The following is a 23,587-nucleotide window of genomic DNA, read 5'->3' as shown; positions in this document are numbered from 1 at the left end:
CCAGCGGTACGGGCACACCTTCACCGTGCCGAGGGCGACGCTTCCGGCGGTGGCCGCGCGGGTCATGGACCTTCAGGACCCGACGTCGAAGATGGGGAAGTCGCACGAGAGCGGGGCGGGGATCGTCTATCTGCTCGACGAGCCCGGGGTCGTGCGCAAGAAGGTGATGCGGGCGGTCACCGACAGCGGGGACGGTGCGGTGGTCTACGACCGCGAGGCGCGGCCGGGGGTCGCCAATCTGCTGGACATCCTGGCGGCGTGCGCCGGGGGTGATCCGGCCGTGCTCGCCGAGGGGTACGGCGGCTACGGGGCACTGAAGCGGGACGTCGCCGACGCGGTGGTGGAGCTGCTGCGGCCCGTGCAGGAGCGGCATGCGGAGCTGGCGGGCGATCCGGCGGAGGTGGAGAAGGTGCTGCGGGAGGGTGCGGGGCGGGCCAGGGAGCTGGCGCGGCCGGTGGTGGACCGGGCGTACCGGGCGATCGGGTTGCTGGAGCCGTGACGGGTGAGGGTCCCGCATGCCGCGGGCCCCCCACCCGTACGGGGTGGGTCAGCTGCTGCCGGAGGCGAGCTCGCGACTGCGGTCGCGGGCCGCTTCGAGGGCGGCGATGAGGGCGGCGCGTACGCCGTGCTTCTCCAGCTCGACGATGGCGTTGATCGTCGTCCCGGCCGGGGAGGTGACGGCTTCGCGGAGCTTTACCGGGTGTTCGCCGCTGTCGCGGAGCATGACGGCGGCGCCGATGGCGGCCTGGACGATCAGGTCGTGGGCCTGGGCGCGGGGCAGTCCGAGGAGGATGCCGGCGTCGGTCATGGCCTCGACGAGGAAGTAGAAGTAGGCGGGTCCGGAGCCGGAGAGGGCGGTGGCCGCGTCCTGCTGGGATTCGGGGACGCGCAGGGTCTTGCCGACGCCGCCGAAGATCTCCTCGGTGTGGGCGAGGTGCTCGGAGGTGGCGTGGCTGCCGGCCGAGATGACGGACATGGCCTCGTCGACGAGGGCGGGGGTGTTCGTCATGACGCGGACGACGGGGGTGCCGGGGGCGAGCCGTTCCTCGAAGAAGGCGGTGGGGACGCCGGCGGCGCCGCTGATGACCAAGCGGTCGGCGGGGACGTGCGGGGCGAGCTCGTCGAGGAGCTTGGCCATGTCCTGGGGCTTGACGGTGAGGATGAGGGTGTCGGCGCGCTTGGCGGCCTCGGCGTTGGAGACGGCCTCGACGCCGTAGCGGGTGCGGAGTTCCTCGGCCCGTTCGGTGCGGCGGGCGGTGACGAGGAGCTTCGAGGCGGGCCAGCCGCCGCGGATCATTCCGCTGAGCAGGGCCTCGCCGATCTTGCCGGTACCGAGGACTGCGACTGTCTGGGTCATTCCCGATCCACCTCGCCGAACAGTTCTTGCGCGTGAGCTACTTATACGTCCTCATCCTTGCACCCGGGCGGGGCCGGGGGAGGCGCTGTCCGGAGTGCGGTCAGGGGGTCGGTCGGGGGTTCGGTCAGGGCGTGCGGCGGCGGAGGGTGACCGCGCCGAGGGCGAGGACGAGCAGGGCGCAGGCGGCGACGATCGCGGCGTCGCGGACGAAGTCGGCGGTCATGTCGGTGTGGGTGAGCACCTGGGTCATGCCGTCGACGGCGTAGGACATGGGCAGGACGTCGGAGAGCCCTTCGAGTACGGGGTGCATGGTGTCGCGGGCGGCGAAGAGGCCGCAGAGGAGCAGCTGGGGGAAGATCACCGCCGGCATGAACTGGACGGCCTGGAACTCGGAGGCGGCGAAGGCGGAGACGAAGAGTCCGAGTGCGGTGCCGAGGAGGGCGTCGAGGAGGGCCACGAGGAGGAGCAGCCAGGGGGATCCGACGACGTCGAGGCCGAGGGCCCAGAGGGCGAGGCCGGTGGCGAGCAGGGACTGCAGGACGGCGACCGCGCCGAAGGCGAGGGCGTAGCCGGCGATGAGGTCGCCCTTGCCGAGCGGCATGGCGAGGAGGCGCTCCAGGGTTCCGGAGGTGCGTTCGCGCAGGGTGGCGATGGAGGTCACCAGGAACATGGTGATGAGGGGGAAGATCCCGAGGAGCGAGGCGCCGATGCCGTCGAAGGTCTTGGGGCTGCCGTCGAAGACGAAGCGCAGCAGGGTGAGCATCAGCACGGGGACCAGGAGCATCAGCGCGATGGAGCGCGGGTCGTGGCGGAGCTGGCGCAGGACGCGGGCGGCGGTGGCGGTGGTGCGGGCGGCGTTCATCGGGTCTGCTCCCGGATGGCGGTGACGTTGGAGGCGGCGGCGTTGGACGCGGCGTCGGCGGCGTGGGCGTTGGCGTTGGCTTCGTCGACGAGGCGCAGGAAGCCCTCCTCGACGGTGGCGGCGTGGGTGCGGTTGCGCAGGGCGTCGGGGGTGTCCTGGGCGAGGATGCGGCCCTCGCGCATGAGGAGGAGGTCGTGGCAGCGCTCGGCCTCGTCCATGACGTGGGAGGAGACGAGGATCGTCGCGCCGCGGGTGGCGGTGATGTCGTGGAAGAGGTTCCACAGGTCGCGGCGCAGGACGGGGTCGAGGCCGACGGTGGGTTCGTCGAGGACCAGGAGCTCGGGGGCGCCGAGCAGGGCGACGGCGAGGGAGACGCGGCTGCGCTGGCCGCCGGAGAGGTTGCCGGCGAGGGCGCCGGCGCGGCTGGTGAGGTCGACGTCGGTGATGGCGCGGGTGACGGCGGCGGCGCGGCGGTCGGCGGCGGCGCGGCCGGGGTCGAGGACGGCGGCGAAGTAGTCGAGGTTCTGCCGGACGGTGAGGTCGTCGTAGACGCTGGGCGCCTGGGTGACGTAGCCGATGAGGGAGCGGAGCCGGGGGTGGCCGGCGGGGTGGCCGAGGACGTCGAGGGTGCCGCTGACGTGGGCCTGGGTGCCGACGATGGCGCGCATGAGGGTGGATTTTCCGCAGCCGGAGGGGCCGAGGAGGCCGGTGATGCGGCCGCGGGGGACGTCGAAGGCGAGGGAGTCGAGGACGGTGCGGAGAGTGCGGCCGGTGCCGCGCCGGACGGTGAGGTCATGGGCGTGGACGGCGGCCGGGTCTCCCCCGGCCTGGTTATTCATCATGTGATGAATAATGCTCCTGGCGGTGCCATGACGTCAATCGCCGGGAGGGATGCGGGCTACTTCTTGCGCTTGGGGCGGCGCGCGGCCGGGTTGCCCGTACGGGTGCTGCGGCGGCGGGCGTAGTCGGCCAGGGCGCGCTCGTACTCGGCGCGGTGGAGCTTCTCGCCCGGCGCTTCACCGAGGCAGCGCAGGAAGTACGCGATCAGGGACCCGATGAAACCGATCGTCTTGAGGCCCTTGAGGGCGGCCTCGTCGGAGGACGGGGCGGGGCGACGGCTGAAGGAGGCCCAGGTCTTGGTGAAGGCGATGGAGCTGGCGATCGCGAAGAGCACGACGACCGAGATGCTCAGGAAGGGGCCGACGTTGCCGAGCTCCAGGCCCTCGTACGCGAAGCGGAGCATCATGGCGGAGGCGATGGCGGTGGCCAGCGAGCCGATGGCGAGGCCGACGCGGAGCAGGGCGTAGCCGCCGTCGTGCTCGACCCAGGTGGTGCCGAAGAACCGGATCGGCTCGGGCTGCGGGCCGGCGGGCACCGCCGCCTGCGCGGCCGGCTCGGCGGGGGTCTGGTCTCGCTGGTCGTCGCTCACGTCAGCGATTATCCCTCGCCGGGCCGGTCGGGCCGGGCGTGTCTCACGTGTCAGACGGGTCCGGGACGGTCAGCCGCACTGGTTGGTGACGTAGCCGTCACTGCCCGTCCGCACGTACGCGTCGGAGACGAAGCGGCCGTTGCCGATGCAGTCCCAGATGTCCGTCGTGCCGTACGGGCCCGAGACGGTCGTGCCCTCGCACTGGCAGCGGAGCGAGACGGTCGCGCCGAGAGGCAGGACCTCGATGACGGAATAGTTGGTGCCGGGACCGTTGCGGACGTTCAGCCGGGTGCCGGGCGCGACCGGGAACATCGGGTAGCCGGAGCCTGCGGCCAGGCTCTGGTTTTGGCTCGAATCGTTCTCCACAGACATACGAAATCTCCCCCCATGGGTGTTGCCGTGCGCAACTCGCGCAGGGTAGCAGGACCTTGGAGATGCACAGGGGTCATCGACTAGGCTCCGGCGGGGGTGGTGAGCGGTGCATTCGCTGCGCGCGGACTACGCGGGCTTTCCGGAGTACGCCGGGCAGTACCGGCTCGAATCGGTGCTCGGTTCCGGAGGGATGGGCGTCGTCCATCTGGCCACGTCCGGCTCGGGGCTGAAACTCGCCGTCAAGATCGTGCACGCCGAGCACGCGGTGGACCCCGAGTTCCGGGCCCGGTTCCGCCAGGAGGTCGCCGCCGCGCGGCGGGTGAGCGGTGCGTTCACCGCGCCCGTCGTCGATGCCGACCCCGACGCCGAACGGCCTTGGATGGCCACCCTGTTCATCGACGCACCGACGCTCGCCGAACGGGTCCGGGAACAGGTCCTCGACCCCGTCGAACTGGCCCGGCTCGCCGCCGGCCTGGCCGAAGCCCTGCGGGACATCCACCGGGCCGGAGTGGTGCACCGGGACCTGAAGCCCAGCAACGTACTGATGGCTCCGGACGGCGTGCGGGTCATCGACTTCGGGATCTCGCGTCCGGCGGACAGCGACCTGCGGACCGAGACCGGCAAGCTGATCGGTACCCCGCCGTACATGGCGCCCGAGCAGTTCCAGCGTCCGCGGGACGTGGGAACCGCCGCGGACGTCTTCGCCCTGGGGTCCGTACTCGTGCACGCGGCGACGGGCCACGGACCGTTCGACTCGGACAGTCACTACCTCGTGGCGTACCAGGTGGTGCACAGCGAGCCCGATCTGACCGGGCTGCCGCCCCGGCTCGTACCGCTCGTCGCCCGGTGCCTGGCGAAGGATCCGGAGCAGCGGCCCACCGCCGAGGAGCTGATCGCCGAGATGCGGGCGATCGCGTACCCGACGGCGGAGGACACCCAGGCCTTCGTCCCCCGGCCCCGGCGGCCCGACGACTCCGAGCAGGTCACCCACCAGCGGGTGCGGAGCGCCCCCGAACCCGACACCGGACCCGGACCCGGACCCGGCACGGCCGGACGCCGGGCCCGCCTGGCCGTCGGGATCGCGATCGCGCTGCTGCTCACCGGCGCCGCCGCGGTCGGCGGGTACTGGCAGTTCGGACCGGACGCCGGACAGCCCGCCCAGATCGCCGCGCAGGCCGAAACGGCGCCGCAGAAGCGTTTCGCCCCCTGGGCGGTCCCCTTGGGCGGGCCCGGCACCGGCAGCCGCATCGGGGCCTGCTCCTGGCAGTCGGCCGCTCTCTACTGCGCGGGGCCGGGCCTCGTCGCAGCTCGGCTGGACCCCGCCGACGGCTCCACCGTGTGGGCGGTGGAAGCGACCGCCCAGGCGCCCCGGACGACGGCCCTCGGAGCGCCGGTCCATGCGGGTGGGCGGGTCCTCGTCGTGGCGCCGGGCAGCGAGACCCTCCAGGCGCTGGACCCGGGCACCGGAACGGAGACCTGGCGGCGGAAGCTGCCGGGCGGCTCACAGGTGGTGACCGCGGGCGGGCAGGTCCTGCTCGTGGGAACGACCGGCAGCGTCACCGCGCTGGACGCGGCCAGTGGCACACCGCGCTGGACCCAGCAGATCGGCGCGGTCGGAGCCGAGTGGTGGGGCGGCACCGACGAGTCCGGAACGCCCGCGCTGTACGTGGCGACGCCCGGGAGCGACAGCGGCTCCACCCAGCTCGCCGCGGTGGACCCGGCGAACGGGAAGGTGCGCTGGCAGCTCCGGACGGCGGGGCGGCTGCGCCCGGTCGGCGTTGCGCAGGGCGGGCTGTACCTGCTGGAACTCGACGCGTCCTCCCGGACCGGCGCGGTCGTGCGCGCCGACCTGGCGGCCCACGGGGTGCAGCGCGTGCGGCTCACGGCGCCGGTGTACGACGCGGAGCCGACGGTGGGCCAGGACGGCACCGTGTACCTGTTCGGGACGTCGGGCACGCTGGTCGCCGTCGGACCGGCCAAGGAGCAGTGGCGGCTGGAGACGGGCGTGGCCGTGGCCTCCCGGCCGGTGTTCGCCGACGGCCAGGTGTTCCTGACGGCCCCGGACGGACGGCTCCTGGCCGTCGACGCGGGCAGCGGACGGCCGGTGGGACAGACCAAGCCGCGCATGGCCGACAGCAGCACCAAGTACACCTCCACCCTGCCCGCACCCGCGGTCGGCGGTGGGCGGGTGTTCACGGGCGCGCCCGACGGGTCGGTGTTCGCGGTGGGGGCGGGGGACCCCGCCGCCTGGTGAGACGGCGGCGCCCCCGCACCGGAGGGTGCGGGGGCGCGCCGGCGGGGTCGGTCGGCCGGACCGGCGGTCGTCAGCCCAGGAGGGAGACGTCGCGGACCGCGCCCTTGTCGGCGCTGGTGGCCATCGCCGCATAGGCGCGCAGGGCCGCGGAGACCTTGCGCTCGCGGTTCTTCGGGGCGTAGACGCCGCCGAGGGCCGCGTGGCGGGCCGCCAGGGTGGCCTCGTCGACGAGGACCTCGATGGACCGGTTCGGGATGTCGATGCGGATCCGGTCGCCGTCCTCGACGACCGCGATGGTGCCGCCCGAGGCGGCCTCCGGGGAAGCGTGGCCGATGGACAGGCCCGAGGTGCCGCCGGAGAAGCGGCCGTCGGTCACCAGGGCGCAGGACTTGCCGAGGCCGCGGCCCTTGAGGAAGGAGGTCGGGTAGAGCATCTCCTGCATACCGGGGCCGCCGCGCGGGCCCTCGTAGCGGATGACGACGACGTCGCCCTCCTTGATCTGCTTGTTGAGGATCTTGTCGACGGCCTCGTCCTGGGACTCGCAGACGACCGCCGGGCCCTCGAAGGTCCAGATCGACTCGTCGACGCCGGCGGTCTTCACGACGCAGCCGTCGACGGCGATGTTGCCGCGCAGCACGGCGAGGCCGCCGTCCTTGGAGTACGCGTGCTGCACCGAGCGGATGCAGCCGCCCTCGGCGTCGAGGTCGAGGGTCTCCCAGCGCTTGGACTGGGAGAAGGCGGTGGCGGAGCGCTCGCAGCCGGGCGCCGCGTGCCACAGCTCCATGGCCGTGTCGGTGGCCGTGCCGGAGCGGGCGTCCCACTTGGCGAGCCAGTCCTCCAGGCCGTCCGAGTGGACGGTGGTGATGTCCTTGTTGAGGAGGCCGCCGCGGTGCAGCTCGCCGAGGATGGCGGGGATGCCGCCGGCGCGGTGGACGTCCTCCATGTAGTACGTGCCGCCGGGCGCCACGTTCGGCGCGACCTTGGCCAGGCACGGGACACGGCGCGAGACGGCGTCGATGTCGGTGAGGTCGTAGTCCAGGCCCGCTTCCTGCGCGGCGGCCAGCAGGTGCAGGATCGTGTTCGTGGAGCCGCCCATCGCGATGTCGAGGGCCATGGCGTTCTCGAAGGCCTCGCGGGTGGCGATGTTGCGCGGCAGGACGGACTCGTCGCCGTCCTCGTAGTAGCGCTTGGTGATCTCCACGACCGTGCGGCCGGCGTCCTCGTACAGCGCGCGGCGGGCGGTGTGCGTGGCGAGGACGGAGCCGTTGCCGGGCAGGGCCAGGCCGATGGCCTCGGCGAGACAGTTCATCGAGTTGGCGGTGAACATGCCGCTGCAGGAGCCGCAGGTGGGACAGGCGTTCTCCTCGATGCGCAGCACGTCCGCGTCCGACACGTTCTCGTTGGAGGCGTCGACCATGGCGTCGATCAGGTCGAGCTTGCGGACGGTGCCGTCGACGAGCGTCGCCTGGCCGGCCTCCATCGGGCCGCCCGAGACGAAGACGACCGGGATGTTGAGGCGCATGGCGGCCATCAGCATGCCGGGGGTGATCTTGTCGCAGTTGGAGATGCAGATCAGCGCGTCGGCGCAGTGCGCCTCGACCATGTACTCGACCGAGTCCGCGATCAGGTCGCGGGACGGGAGGGAGTACAGCATGCCGCCGTGGCCCATGGCGATGCCGTCGTCGACCGCGATGGTGTTGAACTCGCGCGGGATCGCACCGGCGGCCCGGATGGCGTCGGAGACGATGCGGCCGACCGGGGCCAGGTGGGTGTGACCGGGGACGAACTCGGTGAAGGAGTTGGCGACCGCGACGATCGGCTTGCCGATGTCCGCGCTCGCTACGCCCGACGCGCGCATCAGCGCACGCGCGCCTGCCATGTTGCGGCCGTGGGTGACGGTGCGGGACCTCAGCTCGGGCATGCGGTTTCACTCCCCATGAGTGCGGCTGTACGGTCAGCCGCGACTGCGGATATGGCTCAGATACGAGGCTACGCCCACCGCCCGCGATCCGGACAGCGCGTCCGGATGCCGGGACGGCGGGCTCATTCCTCGGTCAGGTACCGCTGCAGCGTGGGCGCGACGAGGGCCACGATCTTCTCCGGGTCGGCGGACGCGAGGGGCTCCACCTGGACCACGTAGCGCAGGATCGCGATGCCGACCATGTGGGAGGCCGCGAGCTCGGCGCGGAAGGTCGGGTCGGGGACGTCGAGGTCGGCGGCGACCCGCTCCAGGAGCCGCCGCAGCACCAGCTGGCGCAGCACCTTCGCGGCCGCCTCGTGGGTGAGCGCCGAGCGGATCACGGCGAGCAGCGGGACCCGGGTGACCGGGTTCTCCCAGACGCCGAGGAAGAAGCGGGCGAGACGCTCACCGATGCCGTCCGGACCCTCGCCGATGATCGCGGGGACCACCAGGGCGGGCTCGATGCTGACCTCGATGGCGGCGGCGAAGAGATCGTCCTTGCTGCCGAAGTAGTGGTGCACGAGCGCCGGGTCGACGCCGGCGACCTTCGCGATGCCGCGCACGGACGTCTTGTCGTACCCGCGCTCCGCGAACACCTCGCGGGCGGCGAGCCGGATGCGCTCCTGGGTGCCGGGGCCGTCGTCGGCCTCGTCCTGCCGGGGCCGGCCGGGACCGCGGCGGCGCGGCTTGGGCGCGTCCGGGGCCGGGGTCGGGGTATCGGTCACGGCCGGCGGGCCTTGTCGCGGTGGGTGGGGGTGGCGGTGGGGGTGGCGGTGGGGGATGTCGTGGGGCTCGGGTCGGGGGATGCGGCGGCGGTGGCGAGGTGCAGGCGGGTGAAGGCCAGCGCCTCGGCGAGATCGGCCTCGCGCTCGGCGGAGGACATCGCCCGGCGGGTGTTGACCTCGATCACCACGTGCCCGTCGAACGACGTCCGCGCGAGGCCCTCCAGCAGCTCGGCGCAGGGCTGCGTACCGCGGCCCGGGACCAGGTGCTCGTCCTTGGCCGATCCGTTCCCGTCGGCGAGGTGGATGTGCGCGAGCCGGTCGCCCATCCGGTCGATCATCGCGGTCGCGTCGGTACGGGCGGTCGCGGTGTGCGACAGGTCGACGGTGAAGTGGCGGTAGTCGTCCTTCGTTACGTCCCACTCGGGGGCGTAGGCGAGCATCTCGCGGTCGCGGTAGCGCCACGGGTACATGTTCTCCACGGCGAACCGGACGTCGGTCTCGTCGGCCATCCGCCAGATGCCGCTGACGAAGTCCCGCGCGTACTGGCGCTGCCAGCGGAAGGGCGGGTGCACGACCACGGTGCTCGCCCCGAGCCGCTCGGCCGCGGCCTGGGCGCGCTGCAGCTTGGTCCACGGGTCGGTGGACCAGACCCGCTGGGTGATCAGCAGACACGGCGCGTGCACGGCCAGGATCGGCACTCCGTGGTGGTCCGACAGCCGGCGCAGGGCTTCGATGTCCTGACTGACCGGATCCGTCCAGACCATCACCTCGACGCCGTCGTAACCGAGGCGCGCGGCGATCTCGAAGGCGGTCGCCGTCGACTCCGGATAGACCGAGGCGGTGGATAGGGCGACTTTCGCGGTCGGGACACGGACTGGTTCTGCCACGAGGACAGGGTACGGGCCCGGAAGCGGGGGCGACCGTGACGGCGGCCACTCGACTGCGGTGGGCGGGATCCTCTCGGGCGGTGTCGGGGATGTGCTGGGGGTTTCCCGTCAGTCCCATCGTCCCTCCGGGTCGGGCCGGTCCCTCAAGGGCGCTCCCTCCGGTCGCGTCGCTTCGCGATGGCCTGCGGCCACCCTTGACCGACCGTCCCGCCCCGGAGAAACGAAAGACTGCCGGGAAGCCCCCAAAGGAACGGGCCGGGACTTCAAGACACGGACGGGGACGGTCGGCCATGCCCGGCCCCGTCCCGCGTGAGCCAAGGTCGGCAGACGGGGCCGATCCAGACCAGGGCCCGGGTCGGAAGGGCGCCCCAAATCGCTACGCGCTCCTCATCCCTCAGCGTCCGACGACCGCCTGTGGCTGGACATAGGCCGCCCACGCCCCGAAAGGGTTTCTCACCGACAGCGGCCGACGGCCGTCCGTAGCTGGACATAGACCGCCCACGGCCTCAGGCACTTCTCGCCGACAGCGGCCGACGGCTGTATGTGGCCGTTCATAAGCCGCCCGCGGCCCCGGTGCGGCGCTCGACCCGCGTCCGACGACCGTCCGTGGTCGGCCACAAGCCGCCCACAGCCCGCAGGGCTTCTCTCGGAAGGCGTCCGAGGGCCGTCGCGGGGCGAAAAGACGTGAGACAGCGGCTATTTCGTAGTGGATGCGGGTCAGCGCGAGCACCACACCGCAAACTCACCGCCGCATAGGGGCAATTGGGGGCGCTGACCCGGGTCCACTTCGGAATAGCCGCTGTTGGGCGGTCGGTCGAGGCGGCACGGGCCGCAACCAACACTTTCGCGCAGGCGTCGCCTAGATCATGGGACGCGAATGGCTTTTCTCTCTCATCCCCCTGACGATCGGCGTCTTCTCCCTCGTCTGCGGTGTCCGCGGCCTGCGCTACGCCCGCTCGCTTCGCCACCACGGTGTCAATGCCGAGGCGCGGATCGTCCGTCACCGGGTTTCACGCGATGACGAAGGCACCACGTTCTACCACCCGGTTGCCGCTTGGAAGGACAGGGACGGGCGCGCCCAGGAACACTCCTCGCGGTTCGGCCGTGGATCGGTCGGAAGCGCCTTCCGCGTGGGGGCGTACGTCACGGTGCGGTACGACCCGGAGAAGCCGGCCCGGTTCGAGATCTCGGGTTGGGACATGAAGAAGATGGATCTCTACCTGACCGTGCTGGGGGCGGTCTTCATTGCAGGCACGGTGACAGTGGTGCTCGTACGGCTGCTCACCCTCTGACCGATCCAGGGCGCGGTGAACAGCCCCAGACGGCCGTCGGCCGCTGTCGGTGAGAAGGGCTCCAGGCTGTGGGCGGCCTATGTCCAGCCCCAGACGGTCGTCGGACGCTGAGGGGTGAGGAGCGCGTAGCGATTTGGTGCGCCCCTCCGACCCGGAAGGTGGCTCCTATCGGCCCCGCCTGTCGATCGTCCCCCACGCTGGACGGGGCTGGGTGTCTCCGACCGTCCCCGTCCTGATCCTTGAACGCCCGGCCCGTTCCTCTGGGGGCTTCCCGGCAGTCTTTCGTTTCTCCGGGGCGGGACGGTCGGTCAAGGGTGGAGCGCAGCGACATCGCGAAGCGACGCGACGAAGGAGCGCCCTTGAGGGACCGGCCCGACCCGGAGGGACGATGGGACTGACGGGAAACCCCCAGCACATCCCTGATACCGGCCGAGAGGATCCCGCCCCACCCCCACCGAAGCCCCCGCCCCGCCCATCCGACGCCGCCCGGCCGGCTCCCGCCCGCCCCGCCCCGCCTACCGCAGCCCGCCCCTCACGCCTCCGGTGCCGGCATGTGGTCCAGCCTGCGCAGGATCACGCCCTCGCGCAGGGCCCACGGGCAGATCTCCAGTTCCTCGACGCCGAAGAGGTCCATGGCGCCCTCCGCGACCAGGGCTCCCGCCAGGAGCTGGTTCGCGCGGCCCTCCGAGACGCCCGGGAGCGCCGAGCGCTGGGCCGTGGTCATCGCCGCGAGGCGCGGGACCCATTCCTCCAGGGACTTGCGGCTCAGGTCCCGCTGCACGTACAGGCCGTCCGCCGAGCGGGCCGCTCCGGCGATGCGGGCCAGCTGCTTGAAGGTCTTCGAGGTCGCCACCACGTGGTCCGGCGCCCCGAAGCGGCTGAACTCGCCGACCGTCCGGGCGATCTCCGCGCGCACGTGCCGCCGTAGCGCCCGGATGTCCAGCGAGTCCGGCGGGTCGCCCGGGAGCCAGCCCGAGGTGAGGCGGCCCGCGCCCAGCGGGAGGGAGACGGCCGCGTCCGGGTCCTCGTCGATGCCGTACGCGATCTCCAGGGAGCCGCCGCCGATGTCCAGGACCAGCAGTTTTCCGGCGGACCAGCCGAACCAGCGGCGGGCGGCCAGGAAGGTGAGGCGGGCCTCGTCCTCGCCGCTCAGCACGGGCAGGTCGACGCCGGTCTCGGCCCTGACCCGCGCGAGGACCTCGTCCGCGTTCGTGGCCTCGCGTACGGCGCTGGTGGCGAAGGGGAGGACGTCCTCGCACCCCTTGTCCTCCGCGGCCTGGACCGCGTCGCGGATCACCGAGACGAGCCGCTCGACGCCTTCGGGGGTGACGGCGCCGCGCTCGTCGAGCAGCTCCGCCAGCCTCATCTCCACCTTGTGCGAGTGCGCCGGCTGCGGACGCGCGCCAGGGTGCGCGTCCACCACCAGCAGATGGACCGTATTCGAACCCACATCCAGCACACCGAGTCTCATAGGGGGAAACGCTACTGCGAGGAAGACTCGGGGGTTGAGTAAGGGGCGCATAGGCTTGGGTTTGTGCCAAATACGAAGAAGGCCAACAAGACCCGGTCGCAGAAGGACACGGGCAAGGACACCGTCAAGGCCAAGACCAGGGCGAACGCCAAGGGCGGCAAGGACAAGGCCGTGCTCGCGGCCGACGAGAAGGGGCTCGACTTCCCCCGGGCCTGGGTGGAATTCCCCGACCCCGCCGACGACGAGCAGGTCTTCCGCTGTGACCTGACCTGGCTGACCTCCCGCTGGACCTGCATCTTCGGCAGCGGCTGCCAGGGCATCCAGGCGGGCCGGGCCGACGACGGCTGCTGCACGCTCGGCGCGCACTTCTCCGACGAGGACGACGAGAAGCGCGTCGCGCAGCACGTGGCGCGGCTGACGCCCGAGCTGTGGCAGTTCCACGACGTCGGCAGCGAGAGCGGGTGGACGCAGAACGACGACGACGGGGAGAAGCAGACCCGTCGCTGGGACGGCGCGTGCATCTTCCTGAACCGGCCGGGGTTCCCAGCCGGGGCGGGCTGCTCGCTGCACATCCTCGCGGTGAAGGAGGGCCGGGAGCCGCTGGAGACCAAGCCCGACGTCTGCTGGCAGCTGCCGATCCGCCGGACGTACGAGTGGATCGACCGGCCGGACGACACGCGCGTGCTGCAGGTGTCGATCGGTGAGTACGACCGACGCGGCTGGGGGCCGGGCGGTCACGATCTGCACTGGTGGTGCACGTCGGCCACCTCCGCGCACGGGGCCGGCGAGCCGGTGTACGTGTCGTACCGTCCCGAGCTGACGGAACTGATGGGCAAGGAGGCGTACGAGGAGCTCGTGAAGCTGTGCGAGGCGCGGCTGGCCTCGCTGCTGCCGATGGCCCCGCACCCCGCGGATCCCGCCTGACCGCAGGCCCCGGCAGGCCCCGGCAGGCCGCGCAGCCCCTCGCGGGCCCGTAGACCGCGCAGGCGCTCGCAGGCCCCGCAGGCCCTCTCAGGGGCCCGGCGATGCCGACGGGGCCGGGTCCGGCGCGGGGGAAACCGTTCCGCCCGAGCCCTCCGTCGGGGACGGCTCGGGCGTCGGGGACTGCGGCGGGATCGTCGGCTCCGTCGGGGACGGCGGCGGGGTGGACGGCTGCGTCGGGTCCGGCGAGGGGGCCGGGGGCGTGGGCCGCGTCGGGTCCGGGGTGGACGCGGGCGTCGCCGCGGGGCGGCCGCGGCCCTGGATGGAGACCGCCGCGCCGCTCGGGTCGACCCCGACGCGGGCCGTCCAGGCGCCGACGGGCTGGCCCTCGGGGTCCACGGTGATCCTCAGGGTGACCGATTCTCCTGGGGCCAGCGTGCCCGCGGTGCGGCTCGCGCGCAGCCAGGGGGCGTCGGACCAGAGCCGCCAGTCGACGGGGGCGCCGCCGGAGGCGGTGAGGGTGAGCAGGGTGACGGCGCCCTGCGCGGACGCGGCCACGGTGAGGCGGCCGGCGCCGCCGGGGTGGTCGGGGGTCGCGGGCGCGCCGGTGCTGATGACCTCGACGGAGACGTCGGAGGTGGTGTCGCTCTGGGCGAAGCCGGGGCCGCCGGTGGTGGTGGCGGCGTTCCCGGTGTTCTCGTAGGCGGTCAGCGGCCGGCCGTCGGTCCGCGCGATCGGGAGCTCGGACTCGCTGGCGGAGATACGGGTGGCGTCGCCGCCGGCCTCGCCGGAGTCGGGTCCGCCCCGGTAGGCGGCCCACAGTGCCAGGACCGGGGCGGCGACGACGGTGGCGACGACGGTGGTGGTCACCACCCGGGCGCGCAGCCGGTCCCGGCGGGCGGCGCGGTCCTTGGGGTCCATGGGGAAGCCGGTGCGGTCGAAGCGTGGGGCGGGGCCTCGGCCGCGGCCCCGGCCGGAGCGGAGCATCGCGGCGTGGACGGCGGTGCGCGGGGCGGGTACGAGGGGGAGCGCGGCGGTGTTGATGCCGCCGGAGCCGGGCCAGGGGCCCGCGGCGCCCACGCGTTCGGCGGCGCGGCGGCACCGGGGGCAGTCGTCGACGTGGCGGACGAGTTCGGCGCGCAGGGTGCTGGAGAGCAGGACGTTGCCGTCGCCGTCGTCGCCGGTGAGCCGGGAGACGCCGGGGCAGTTGCCGGTCTCGACGACGGCGAGGGCGGCGCGGGTGCGCTCCACCTCGCATGCGGCGCCGGAGAGCAGCTCGCGGGCGGCGGCCGCGGGGGTGCCGAGGACGGCGGCGAGTTCGGGGACGCCGAGCCGGTGGCGGACCGCGAGTTCGAGGGCCTCGCGCTGCTCGGGTGTGGTGCCGGCGGCTTCGGGCCAGGCGAGGCGGGCCAGTTCCGTCCGGCGGTGGGCGTCCACGTCAACGGGCCGGCGGGCATCCTGACCACGTTCGGGAGGCGTGCCCTCACCCGCATCACCCGGCGCACGGTCACGGCCCGCGTGCTCCGGCGCACGCCGAGCGGAATGCGCTCCCTGGCGCGCACGCCGCTGCTCGGCCAGCCGGTGCAGGCAGCCCCAGCGGGCGAGGGCGTACAGCCAGGCGCGCCGGTCCCCCTCGTCGGGGCAGCGGCCGGGGTGCCGCTCGGCCACGGCGAGGACGTCCCCGAGCACGTCGGTCGCGGTGTCGTGGTCGCAGAGGACCGACAGGCAGTACGTGAACAGGCCGTCCAGGTAGGGCTCGTGCCGGAACGGCGGCGGCTGCTCGGCCCCGTGGGGCGTGCGCCCGTGCGCCCGGTGTGCGCCGGTGCGCGCTGAGGAGTGTGCCTGGTGGCTGCTGTTCACCTGGCGACCGTAGGCGGCGCACTGGTAAGGCCTTGGAAGCCTTCGCCTCTTTTAGCCCTTATGGGTGAACAGATCGGTGAGGCGCTGACGCATGCCCTGACGTGGTCGGACCGGAAGGCCCCGCTGACGTGACCCCGCAGGCCCCGCGGGACCGACAGAACCCCCCGCGGCGCCAGCGGCACCAGCAGGACCCCTAGAGCCCACCAACCCCATGCGCACCTCGCGCAGCAGAACCCCGTCCTCCCCGTAGAACTCCACGGAGAAGGGGAGGCCACGCGCGGACAGCACGGCGGTGAGCGCGTCGAGCCGGCCGGCGTCCGCCTCGCCGTGGAGGAGGACGCCGTCGTGGCCCGGCTCGATCTCCAGGCGCGCCAGCGGACTCTCCACCTCGTACCCCTCCCAGGAGGAGGAGCGCGAGCTCCAGCCCGCGCGGACGAAGAACGCGGCCAGGTCCCCGGCGGAGCGGCGGCCGGGGAAGACCCCCGCCACATCCGCGACAGGCGCGTCGATCATGTCGGTGTCGAAGGGGGATCCCTCGTCGGACAGTTCCATGAGGACACCCTCGCAGCGCGGCGGCCCCGCCCCGCGGCCGGTGCCCGGGTCCGGTCTGTCGGTGCGGGCGGCTACCGTGAACGGCATGGCTGCCCGCACTGCTCGTTCATCCGCCAAGGACCGGCCGTCCTACCGCTGCACCGACTGCGGCTGGACGACCGCCAAGTGGCTCGGCCGCTGTCCCGAATGCCAGGCCTGGGGCACCGTCGAGGAGATGGGCGCGCCCGCCGTGCGGACCACCGCCGCCGGCCGGGTCTCGACCGCCGCCCTGCCGATCGGACAGGTCGACGGCCGGACCGCGACCGCCCGCAGCACCGGCGTGGACGAGCTGGACCGCGTCCTCGGCGGCGGGCTCGTGCCCGGTGCCGTGGTGCTGCTCGCCGGCGAGCCCGGCGTCGGCAAGTCGACCCTGCTGCTGGACGTCGCGGCGAAGGCGGCCAGTGACGAGCACCGCACGCTGTACGTGACGGGCGAGGAGTCGGCGAGCCAGGTGCGCCTGCGGGCCGACCGGATCAACGCCCTCAGCGATCACCTCTATCTCGCCGCCGAGACCGACCTGTCGGCCGTCCTCGGGCATCTCGACGCCGTGAAGCCCTCCCTGCTGATCCTGGACTCCGTACAGACCGTCGCCTCCCCCGAGATCGACGGCGCGCCCGGTGGCATGGCCCAGGTGCGCGAGGTGGCCGGAGCGCTGATCCGGGCCTCCAAGGAGCGCGGGATGGCCACCCTCCTCGTCGGTCACGTGACCAAGGAGGGGGCCATCGCCGGTCCCCGTCTGCTGGAGCACCTCGTCGACGTGGTGCTGAGCTTCGAGGGCGACCGGCACGCCCGGCTGCGGCTGGTGCGCGGCGTCAAGAACCGGTACGGAGCGACCGACGAGGTCGGCTGCTTCGAGCTGCACGACGAGGGGATCACGGGGCTCGCCGACCCGAGCGGGCTGTTCCTGACCCGGCGGGCCGAGGCCGTTCCGGGCACCTGTCTGACGGTGACTCTGGAGGGGAAGCGTCCGCTGGTCGCCGAGGTGCAGGCGCTGACCGTGGACTCCCAGATCCCCTCCCCCCGGCGCACGACCTCGGGCCTGGAGACCTCGCGCGTGTCGATGATGCTGGCGGTGCTGGAGCAGCGCGGCCGGATCACGGCCCTCGGCAAGCGCGACATCTACAGCGCGACGGTGGGCGGGGTGAAGCTCACCGAACCGGCCGCCGACCTGGCGATCGCGCTCGCGCTGGCCTCCGCGGCCAGCGACGTGCCGCTGCCGAAGAACCTCGTGGCGATCGGTGAGGTCGGCCTGGCCGGTGAGGTACGGCGGGTGACCGGCGTGCAGCGGCGGCTCGCGGAGGCGCACCGGCTGGGGTTCACGCACGCGCTGGTGCCGGCGGATCCGGGGAAGGTGCCGGCCGGAATGAAGGTCATCGAGGTGGCCGACATGGGTGACGCGCTAAGGGTGTTGCCGCGCGGCCGCTCCCGTACGCCGGCCAAGGAGCGGTCCGCGGAGTAGCCGGCCCCGGGGCGGGGCAAGGGTCGCGGCGGAGGTCGCGGCGGGGGTCGCGGCAGGGTGACGATCCCCTGGTCAGGGGGTGCCTGCGAGGCCAGCCCGGGCCGTACCTGGCCAAGCCACGGCGGGGCCGTGGCGCACGCCGGTAGACTTTGTGCTGGTCCGCCCGGCCGTACGCACGCCCTCGTGCCCGTGGCGCGGGGCGGCGCAACCCGCGACCGGAGGAGTGCAGTGGCAGCCAAGGACGGGGCAGCAGCATCCGGGAAGTCGGGCGCGAGCTCCAAGCAGGAGGCCATGATGCGCGCCTCGCTGAGCGCGGTCGCACCTGGTCAGCCGCTGCGTGACGGCTTGGAGCGGATCGTCCGCGGCAACACCGGCGGGCTCATCGTCCTCGGTATGGACAAGAGCGTCGAGGCCATGTGCACCGGCGGCTTCGTCCTGGACGTGGAGTTCACCGCGACCCGGCTGCGCGAGCTGTGCAAGCTCGACGGCGCGCTCATCCTCGACAAGGACCTCACCAAGATCCTGCGAGCCGGTGTGCAGCTGGTGCCGGACGCGTCGATCCCGACGGAGGAGACGGGTACGCGCCACCGTACGGCCGACCGCGTCTCCAAGCAGTGCGGTTTCCCGGTGGTGTCGGTGTCGCAGTCGATGCGGCTGATCGCGCTGTACGTGGACGGGGAGCGGCGGGTCCTGGAGGAGTCCGGGGCGATCCTGTCGCGGGCGAACCAGGCGCTGGCCACGCTGGAGCGTTACAAGCTGCGCCTCGACGAGGTCGCAGGCACGCTGTCGGCGCTGGAGATCGAGGACCTGGTCACCGTCCGCGACGTCACGGCGGTCGCGCAGCGGCTGGAAATGGTCCGCCGGATCGCGACCGAGATCGCCGAGTACGTGGTCGAACTGGGCACGGACGGGCGACTGCTGTCGCTGCAGCTGGACGAGCTGACGGTCGGGATCGAGCAGGAGCGGGAGCTGGTCATCCGGGACTACGTGCCGGAGCCGACGGCGAGGCGTTCCCGCACGGTGGACGAGGCGCTGGCGGAGCTGGACGCGCTGACGCATCCGGAGCTGCTGGAGCTGGCGATCGTGGCGCGGGCGCTGGGGTACACGGGCTCGCCGGAGACGCTGGACTCGGCGGTGTCGCCGCGCGGGTACCGGCTGCTGGCGAAGGTGCCGCGACTGCCGGGCGCGATCATCGAGCGGCTCGTGGAGCACTTCGGCGGGCTGCAGAAGCTGCTCGCCGCGAGCGTCGACGACCTGCAGACGGTGGACGGTGTGGGCGAGGCCCGTGCGCGGAGCGTCCGCGAGGGCCTGTCCCGGCTGGCCGAGTCGTCCATCCTGGAGCGGTACGTCTAGCCTGCGGCTTCGCTCGGCCGACGGCCCTGGTTCCGCTGCCCGTTCGGCGTGCGCGCCGCTGCTGGGGCTCCGCCCCGGGCCCCGCGCCTCAGACGCCGGCAGGGCCGGAAGCGGCTGGGCCGTCTCTTTCGGATCTTGCGGATCCGGTCGGCCGAGCCCGCGGCATCCGGCGCCGCCTGGCGAGTGCGCCGGTCCTGGTGTCCGGCCCGTCCTTCCCACGCCCTTCCGGCGCATTTCCCGGTGACTTCCGTCAGCGCCAGCCCGCCTTATCCGGACGCGCTTATTCCGGAATTTGGAACAGGTAAGATTCCTTAGTTCAAGATCATCGGCGGTGCGCAGCAGCCTGCCGAAACACGAAGGAATCGACCTCGGCATGGAATACGCGGAGCTCCCCGTCCCCACACATGCGACGGTGCGAATACCGTCGTGATGAAACGATTCACCACCCCCCGAAAAAGCACCCTCGCACTCACCGCGATCATTGTGGTCGCAGCAATCCTCAGGCTGTGGCGTTTCCCGGACCTGCCCGGCGGCCTCAACCAGGACGAAGCCAGCGCCGGATACGAAACATTCGCACTGCTGACCGACGGCACTGACCGGTGGGGAAACCCCTGGCCGGCCTATTTTCCCAGCTGGGGATCCGGACAGAACGTACTGCTCTCCTATCTGAGCATGCCGTTCGTCGGGCTGTTCGGCTTGACCAAATTCTCCATACGGCTGGTTCCCGTACTGCTGGGCATCGGCGCCGTCCCCCTGCTGTACTTCGCTCTGCGGCGTTTCATCGATCTCCCCACGGCGCTGATCGGGGCGGCACTGCTCGCCATCACTCCATGGCACATCACCGCGTCCCGATGGGCGCTGGAATCAAGCATATTGCCGTTCTTCCTGCTCGCCGGGACAACCGCCCTGGGATATGCGTACACCTCATCACGCGCCCGGTATCTGATTCCCTTCTCACTGGTGTTCCTGGCGCTCTCGCTGTACGCCTACGGGGTGGCGATCCTCGTGGTGCCGGTGATCGTCGGGTTCTACCTGTGCACCCGGTACCGCACGGTGCTGCAGAACTGGATCCCGGCCGGCCTGAGCATGCTGGTGTTCCTGGTCGTCGCCGGTCCGCTGCTCCTGTTCGTACTGGTCAACAACGTTCTGCACCGCACCCCGGGTTTCGTTTCCGCCCTCCCGTTCAGCGTGCCGAAATTGGTGTCGTCCCGGCTGGACCAGATCACCGACGGCCAGGACCTGGTCGAGATGAACACCCATTTCGTGACCAGCGGTTTCGCCGACGGATACCTGTGGACCGTTCCCAACGGGTTCCTGACGCTCGGCGTGATCGGATTTCCGCTGGCCGCGCTCGGCGTTTACTTCGCGGCTCGCACCCGGACGCCGGAAGCGAACCTGTTCACGTTCTGGCTGATCGGCGCGATCGTCCTGCTGTTCGCGATGCCGGGCAACGGCAACCGGGCCAACGCCCTGTTCATTCCGCTCATCGCCCTTACCGCGATCGGCGTCGGCGGGTTGTACCGCTCGATGGCCGACCGGAAGACCGGGCGGACGGTCGTCGCGGTCATCATGGCCGCCGCGGTCGGCTACGGCGTGGTGTTCTTCCACGACTACACGACCCGCCATCCACGACAGATCGCCGAGTCGTTCGGGGCGGGGTTCGACGGCGCACTGCGATCGGCGAACGACGCACAGCGCGCGAGCGAACCGGTCTACGTGTCCGACCGGATGCCGCTCAACTACATGGAAGTCCTGTTCCACCTGAGAACGGATCCGAAGGACTTCCGCGCGCATGCCGAGTTCAAGAACGTCGACGGAGTCTACGACGTGCGCAATTACCGGCACTACTACTTCCACAACGACGAGAAGTCGCTGGATGCCGCTCCCAGCTACGTGGCGATGCTGCGCGGCGACGAACGACGCGAGTGCGCCCGGGCCGAGCCGCTCGCTCGACACGGACAATGGACCGTCATTCGATGTGTGACCCGTTAGCACCGGTCGACGGGTCGGCGGCCGGGCCGTCTCTTCTGGATCCTGCCGACAGGATCCGGAAGAGTCCGCCCGGGGGTGTCTAGTTCTGCTTGAGGACGAACGAGGTGCGGGCCACCGGCATGCCCGGGGCCTTGACCTCGACCACGTAGGTGTCGGGAGCCGCGGACCCCGCCGGAGGCGTCTGGCACTGGTCGGCCGCGCTGAACCTGCGGTCCCAGTCCAGCGACTGCTTCGTCTCGCCCTGCGCCGGGAGGCGGAAGAAGGCGTTGCCCGCGCCCGCCGGGCAGTCCGCCGAGGACCAGACCGCCTTGCTGCTGCTCGCCTGGAGGATGGTCAGGACGGCCTGCTTCGGGCCGAGGTCGATCTTGCAGGTGGTGCCGGAGGTGTTGCGGGCGACCAGTTCGAGGCGGGGCTTCTCGTTCGCCTCGTACTCGTTCTTCACGCTCTTGACCTCCCACTGCAGCGCGCCCGGCGCGCACGTGGGGAGCGGGGAGTCCGCAGGGACCGCCGCCGGGCCGCCCGCGGCGCCGCCGGAACCCGAAGCGGAACCGGAGCCCGAGCCGCCGTTCGCGCCCGTACCGCCGCCCGGTTCGCCGTTCTTGCCCCCGCCGCCCGTGGAGCCGCCCCCGGAGCCGGCGTTCCCGCCGCCGCCCGACCCGGGGCGTCCGCCGGGGGCCGCGCTGATCGCGGGCCCGGTGCCGGCCGGGCCCGGGGTGATCGAGGTGACGGGGTCGGGGCCGTCCTGGCCCTTTCCGTTCGTACTCGTCCTCCCCCCACCGGAACTGACGGTCCATACGGCGAGGAGCGCGAGGAGCGCGACAACGGAAGCCAGCACAGCCCTCCGTCGCCAGTAGATGGAGGAGGGGAGCGGCCCGACCGGATTGCGCAGAGATCCCACGGACGGAACTTTACGAGAGTTCGCGACCCGATCAGTGCCCCACATGCCGGGCAGAGGACTCGATTTGCCGATGATCATCCTGCGGGTGCAATCGAGGGCATCGAGATCCGGCCAAAAGGTTGACGTGGAGATTAATCCCCTTTGAGTATGTTCGGTGAGCATGGACAGCTCCGGCCCCTACCGCGCCATCACCGATTTCGCCCACCGGACCCCCTCGTGGGTGCAATCGGCCTTCGAGGTCTGGACGGCGTACGGGCTCCTGCTCTTCGGTGTCCTCCTCGCGGCCGTCTGGTGGCGCTCGCGCCGCCGGGACGCCGCCGCGGCGGCGCCGGCCCTGCTCGCGCCGGTGGCGACCGCCGTCGCGTACGGCGCGTCGGAGCTCGTGAAGTACACGGTGGACGAGGAGCGGCCCTGCCGGTCCGTCGCCGGGGCCGCGGCCTCGCTGGTGCCGTGCCCGGGGCCCGGCGACGGGTCGTTCCCCAGCAACCACGCGGCCCTCGCCGGAGCCGCCGCCGTGGCGCTGGCCATGGCCGTGCGGCGGCTCGCACCACTGACCGCGCCGCTCGCGCTGCTCATGGCCTTCTCCCGGGTCTTCGTCGGCGTGCACCACCCGCACGACGTGGTGTTCGGCCTGCTGCTCGGCGGTTCGGTGGCCGCCCTCACCGTCCGCGCGCTCGCCGGGCCGACCCGGACGGCCGTCACCGCCGCGCGGGCGGGTGACGTCCCGGCCGTCGTCCGGTTCACCGGCCGCGGTCCGGCGCGCCGCGGGAGGGGAAACGTGCCAGGATGCCGTCTGCCATGACTGCATCCCCCGCTTCCTCCACGGCCGTATCCCCCGACTCCGCGCACGCGCTGCACTCCCCCGTCATCGCGTGGTTCGACGAACACGCCCGCGACCTGCCCTGGCGCCGCCCCGAGGCCGGCCCCTGGGGGGTCATGGTCAGCGAGTTCATGCTCCAGCAGACGCCCGTCAGCCGGGTCCTGCCGGTCTACGAGCAGTGGCTCGCCCGGTGGCCCCGCCCCGCGGACCTCGCCACCGAGGCCCCCGGCGAAGCCGTACGGGCCTGGGGCCGGCTCGGCTACCCGCGCCGCGCGCTGCGGCTGCACGGCGCCGCCGTCGCGATAACGGACCGGCACGGCGGCGACGTCCCGCAGGACCACGCGCAGCTGCTGGCGCTGCCCGGGATCGGCGAGTACACGGCGGCTGCGGTGGCCTCCTTCGCGTACGGGCAGCGGCACGCGGTCCTCGACACGAACGTCCGCCGGGTCTTCGCGCGCACCACGACCGGCGTCGAGTACCCGCCGAACGCGACGACGGCCGCCGAGCGGCGCCTCGCCCGGGCCCTGCTGCCCGAGGACGAGGACACCGCGGCCCGCTGGGCGGCGGCGTCGATGGAGCTCGGTGCGCTGGTGTGCACCGCCAAGAGCCCCGACTGCGCTCGCTGTCCGGTGGCCGGGCTGTGCGCGTGGCGGCTCGCCGGGAAGCCGGCGCACGAGGGTCCGCCGCGGCGCGGCCAGACGTACGCCGGTACCGACCGGCAGGTGCGGGGCAAGCTCCTCGCCGTGCTCCGGGACGCGGTGGGCGCGGTTCCGCAGGCGGTGCTCGACACGGTCTGGGACGAGCCGGTGCAGCGGGCCCGGGCGCTGGACGGGCTGGTGGCCGACGGGCTGGTGGAACCCCTGGACGGAGGTTTCTACCGGCTTCCGCAGACCGCCGCGCAGGCCTGACCGAAACTGACTCCGAGATTCCGCTTATCCCCGGCTAAACCCCAGCTCACGGCGGCTGTTACACAACCTATGGGTGTCCGTGCGCCCACCGAAGGCTGGCTCGCACAGGCCCGTGACAACCCCTCCGTACCTTCGAATCCGTAGGACAACGGGGATGAGCGGTTGAACGGGTGGAG

General features: G+C 72.4%; 21 protein-coding genes (1 of these 21 cut by a window edge). 9 read left to right on the top strand and 12 right to left on the bottom strand.

The annotated features are described in order from the left end of the window. A protein-coding gene (gene trpS / locus ACXNSR_RS22100) for a tryptophan--tRNA ligase (RefSeq protein WP_458637258.1) crosses the window boundary here: on the top strand, positions 1–499 show its 3' portion. Its footprint begins 506 nt before the window's first position; the window shows 499 of its 1,005 coding nt (coding positions 507–1,005); its start codon lies off the left edge, out of view; its stop codon occupies positions 497–499. A 48-nt stretch (positions 500–547) separates the two neighbouring features. On the opposite strand, the gene proC is transcribed toward trpS, so the two are convergent. From proC to ACXNSR_RS22075, 5 genes are all read right to left on the bottom strand, one after another. Continuing rightward, positions 548–1,357: a pyrroline-5-carboxylate reductase gene (gene proC / locus ACXNSR_RS22095; protein ID WP_458637257.1), complete on the bottom strand. Its 810-nt coding sequence runs from the start codon at positions 1,355–1,357 to the stop codon at positions 548–550. Between the two features lie 124 nt (positions 1,358–1,481). Beyond that, complete coding sequence (locus ACXNSR_RS22090) at positions 1,482–2,219, bottom strand: ABC transporter permease (protein ID WP_202200338.1); 738 nt, start codon at positions 2,217–2,219, stop codon at positions 1,482–1,484. Next, complete coding sequence (locus ACXNSR_RS22085; RefSeq protein WP_458637256.1) at positions 2,216–3,061, bottom strand: ABC transporter ATP-binding protein; 846 nt, start codon at positions 3,059–3,061, stop codon at positions 2,216–2,218. Before ACXNSR_RS22085 ends, ACXNSR_RS22090 begins: the two co-directional genes overlap by 4 nt. 56 nt (positions 3,062–3,117) lie before the next feature. Next, complete coding sequence (locus tag ACXNSR_RS22080; protein WP_458637255.1) at positions 3,118–3,648, bottom strand: hypothetical protein; 531 nt, start codon at positions 3,646–3,648, stop codon at positions 3,118–3,120. A gap of 69 nt (positions 3,649–3,717) precedes the next feature. Further along, positions 3,718–4,020 carry a peptidase gene (locus ACXNSR_RS22075; protein ID WP_458637254.1) on the bottom strand — a complete coding sequence of 101 codons (303 nt, stop codon included), beginning with the start codon at positions 4,018–4,020 and terminating at the stop codon, positions 3,718–3,720. A 106-nt stretch (positions 4,021–4,126) separates the two neighbouring features. Between ACXNSR_RS22075 and ACXNSR_RS22070 the strand changes: the two genes are divergently transcribed. Then, positions 4,127–6,274, top strand: coding sequence for a serine/threonine-protein kinase (locus tag ACXNSR_RS22070; protein ID WP_458637253.1), 2,148 nt, complete (start codon positions 4,127–4,129; stop codon positions 6,272–6,274). Between the two features lie 70 nt (positions 6,275–6,344). On the opposite strand, the gene ilvD is transcribed toward ACXNSR_RS22070, so the two are convergent. The 3 genes from ilvD to ACXNSR_RS22055 form a co-directional block, all read right to left on the bottom strand. After that, positions 6,345–8,195 carry a dihydroxy-acid dehydratase gene (ilvD, locus tag ACXNSR_RS22065; RefSeq protein WP_458637252.1) on the bottom strand — a complete coding sequence of 617 codons (1,851 nt, stop codon included), beginning with the start codon at positions 8,193–8,195 and terminating at the stop codon, positions 6,345–6,347. A 122-nt stretch (positions 8,196–8,317) separates the two neighbouring features. Continuing rightward, positions 8,318–8,959: a TetR/AcrR family transcriptional regulator gene (locus ACXNSR_RS22060; RefSeq protein ID WP_458637251.1), complete on the bottom strand. Its 642-nt coding sequence runs from the start codon at positions 8,957–8,959 to the stop codon at positions 8,318–8,320. Further along, on the bottom strand, positions 8,956–9,846 hold the full coding sequence (locus tag ACXNSR_RS22055; protein ID WP_458637250.1) for a sugar phosphate isomerase/epimerase family protein: 891 nt from the start codon (positions 9,844–9,846) through the stop codon (positions 8,956–8,958). The genes ACXNSR_RS22060 and ACXNSR_RS22055 overlap by 4 nt, the downstream gene beginning before the upstream one ends. An 866-nt stretch (positions 9,847–10,712) precedes the next feature. Between ACXNSR_RS22055 and ACXNSR_RS22050 the strand changes: the two genes are divergently transcribed. Then, the gene (locus ACXNSR_RS22050) at positions 10,713–11,138 is read left to right on the top strand and encodes a DUF3592 domain-containing protein (protein WP_458637249.1); all 426 of its coding nucleotides are present in this window, start codon (positions 10,713–10,715) and stop codon (positions 11,136–11,138) included. Positions 11,139–11,670: 532 nt separating this feature from the next. Here the strand turns inward: ACXNSR_RS22050 and ACXNSR_RS22045 are convergent. After that, positions 11,671–12,609, bottom strand: a complete 939-nt coding sequence (locus ACXNSR_RS22045) for a Ppx/GppA family phosphatase (RefSeq protein WP_458637248.1) — start codon at positions 12,607–12,609, stop codon at positions 11,671–11,673. Between the two features lie 171 nt (positions 12,610–12,780). Between ACXNSR_RS22045 and ACXNSR_RS22040 the strand changes: the two genes are divergently transcribed. After that, the gene (locus ACXNSR_RS22040) at positions 12,781–13,533 is read left to right on the top strand and encodes a hypothetical protein (RefSeq protein ID WP_458643358.1); all 753 of its coding nucleotides are present in this window, start codon (positions 12,781–12,783) and stop codon (positions 13,531–13,533) included. A gap of 87 nt (positions 13,534–13,620) precedes the next feature. Here the strand turns inward: ACXNSR_RS22040 and ACXNSR_RS22035 are convergent, their stop codons facing one another. Together ACXNSR_RS22035 and ACXNSR_RS22030 are read right to left on the bottom strand one after the other, a co-directional pair. Further along, a complete protein-coding gene (locus ACXNSR_RS22035; RefSeq protein ID WP_458637247.1) occupies positions 13,621–15,390 on the bottom strand; it encodes a BACON domain-containing protein in 1,770 nt (589 codons plus the stop codon). A gap of 51 nt (positions 15,391–15,441) precedes the next feature. Beyond that, the gene (locus ACXNSR_RS22030; protein WP_458637246.1) at positions 15,442–16,029 is read right to left on the bottom strand and encodes a hypothetical protein; all 588 of its coding nucleotides are present in this window, start codon (positions 16,027–16,029) and stop codon (positions 15,442–15,444) included. On the opposite strand from ACXNSR_RS22030, the gene radA reads away from it, so the two are divergent. From radA to ACXNSR_RS22015, 3 genes are all read left to right on the top strand, one after another. Further along, positions 16,028–17,440 carry a DNA repair protein RadA gene (radA, locus tag ACXNSR_RS22025; RefSeq protein WP_458637245.1) on the top strand — a complete coding sequence of 471 codons (1,413 nt, stop codon included), beginning with the start codon at positions 16,028–16,030 and terminating at the stop codon, positions 17,438–17,440. The two genes, ACXNSR_RS22030 and radA, sit on opposite strands and share 2 nt — an antisense overlap. Positions 17,441–17,668: 228 nt before the next feature. Further along, positions 17,669–18,793 carry a DNA integrity scanning diadenylate cyclase DisA gene (gene disA / locus ACXNSR_RS22020; RefSeq protein ID WP_458637244.1) on the top strand — a complete coding sequence of 375 codons (1,125 nt, stop codon included), beginning with the start codon at positions 17,669–17,671 and terminating at the stop codon, positions 18,791–18,793. Positions 18,794–19,222: 429 nt separating this feature from the next. After that, positions 19,223–20,785, top strand: coding sequence for an ArnT family glycosyltransferase (locus ACXNSR_RS22015; protein WP_458637243.1), 1,563 nt, complete (start codon positions 19,223–19,225; stop codon positions 20,783–20,785). A gap of 79 nt (positions 20,786–20,864) precedes the next feature. Here ACXNSR_RS22015 and ACXNSR_RS22010 read toward each other — a convergent pair whose 3' ends face one another. After that, complete coding sequence (locus ACXNSR_RS22010; protein WP_458637242.1) at positions 20,865–21,620, bottom strand: hypothetical protein; 756 nt, start codon at positions 21,618–21,620, stop codon at positions 20,865–20,867. A 223-nt stretch (positions 21,621–21,843) separates the two neighbouring features. Between ACXNSR_RS22010 and ACXNSR_RS22005 the strand changes: the two genes are divergently transcribed. Together ACXNSR_RS22005 and ACXNSR_RS22000 are read left to right on the top strand one after the other, a co-directional pair. Next, positions 21,844–22,485 carry a phosphatase PAP2 family protein gene (locus ACXNSR_RS22005; RefSeq protein WP_458637241.1) on the top strand — a complete coding sequence of 214 codons (642 nt, stop codon included), beginning with the start codon at positions 21,844–21,846 and terminating at the stop codon, positions 22,483–22,485. Further along, positions 22,482–23,411, top strand: a complete 930-nt coding sequence (locus ACXNSR_RS22000; RefSeq protein WP_458637240.1) for an HhH-GPD family protein — start codon at positions 22,482–22,484, stop codon at positions 23,409–23,411. Before ACXNSR_RS22005 ends, ACXNSR_RS22000 begins: the two co-directional genes overlap by 4 nt. Positions 23,412–23,587 lie beyond the last annotated feature (176 nt).

Source organism: Streptomyces sp. NC-S4 (assembly GCF_054353315.1).
Note: the sequence above shows the minus strand (reverse complement) of the source record. Positions and strands in the feature narration are given on the sequence as shown.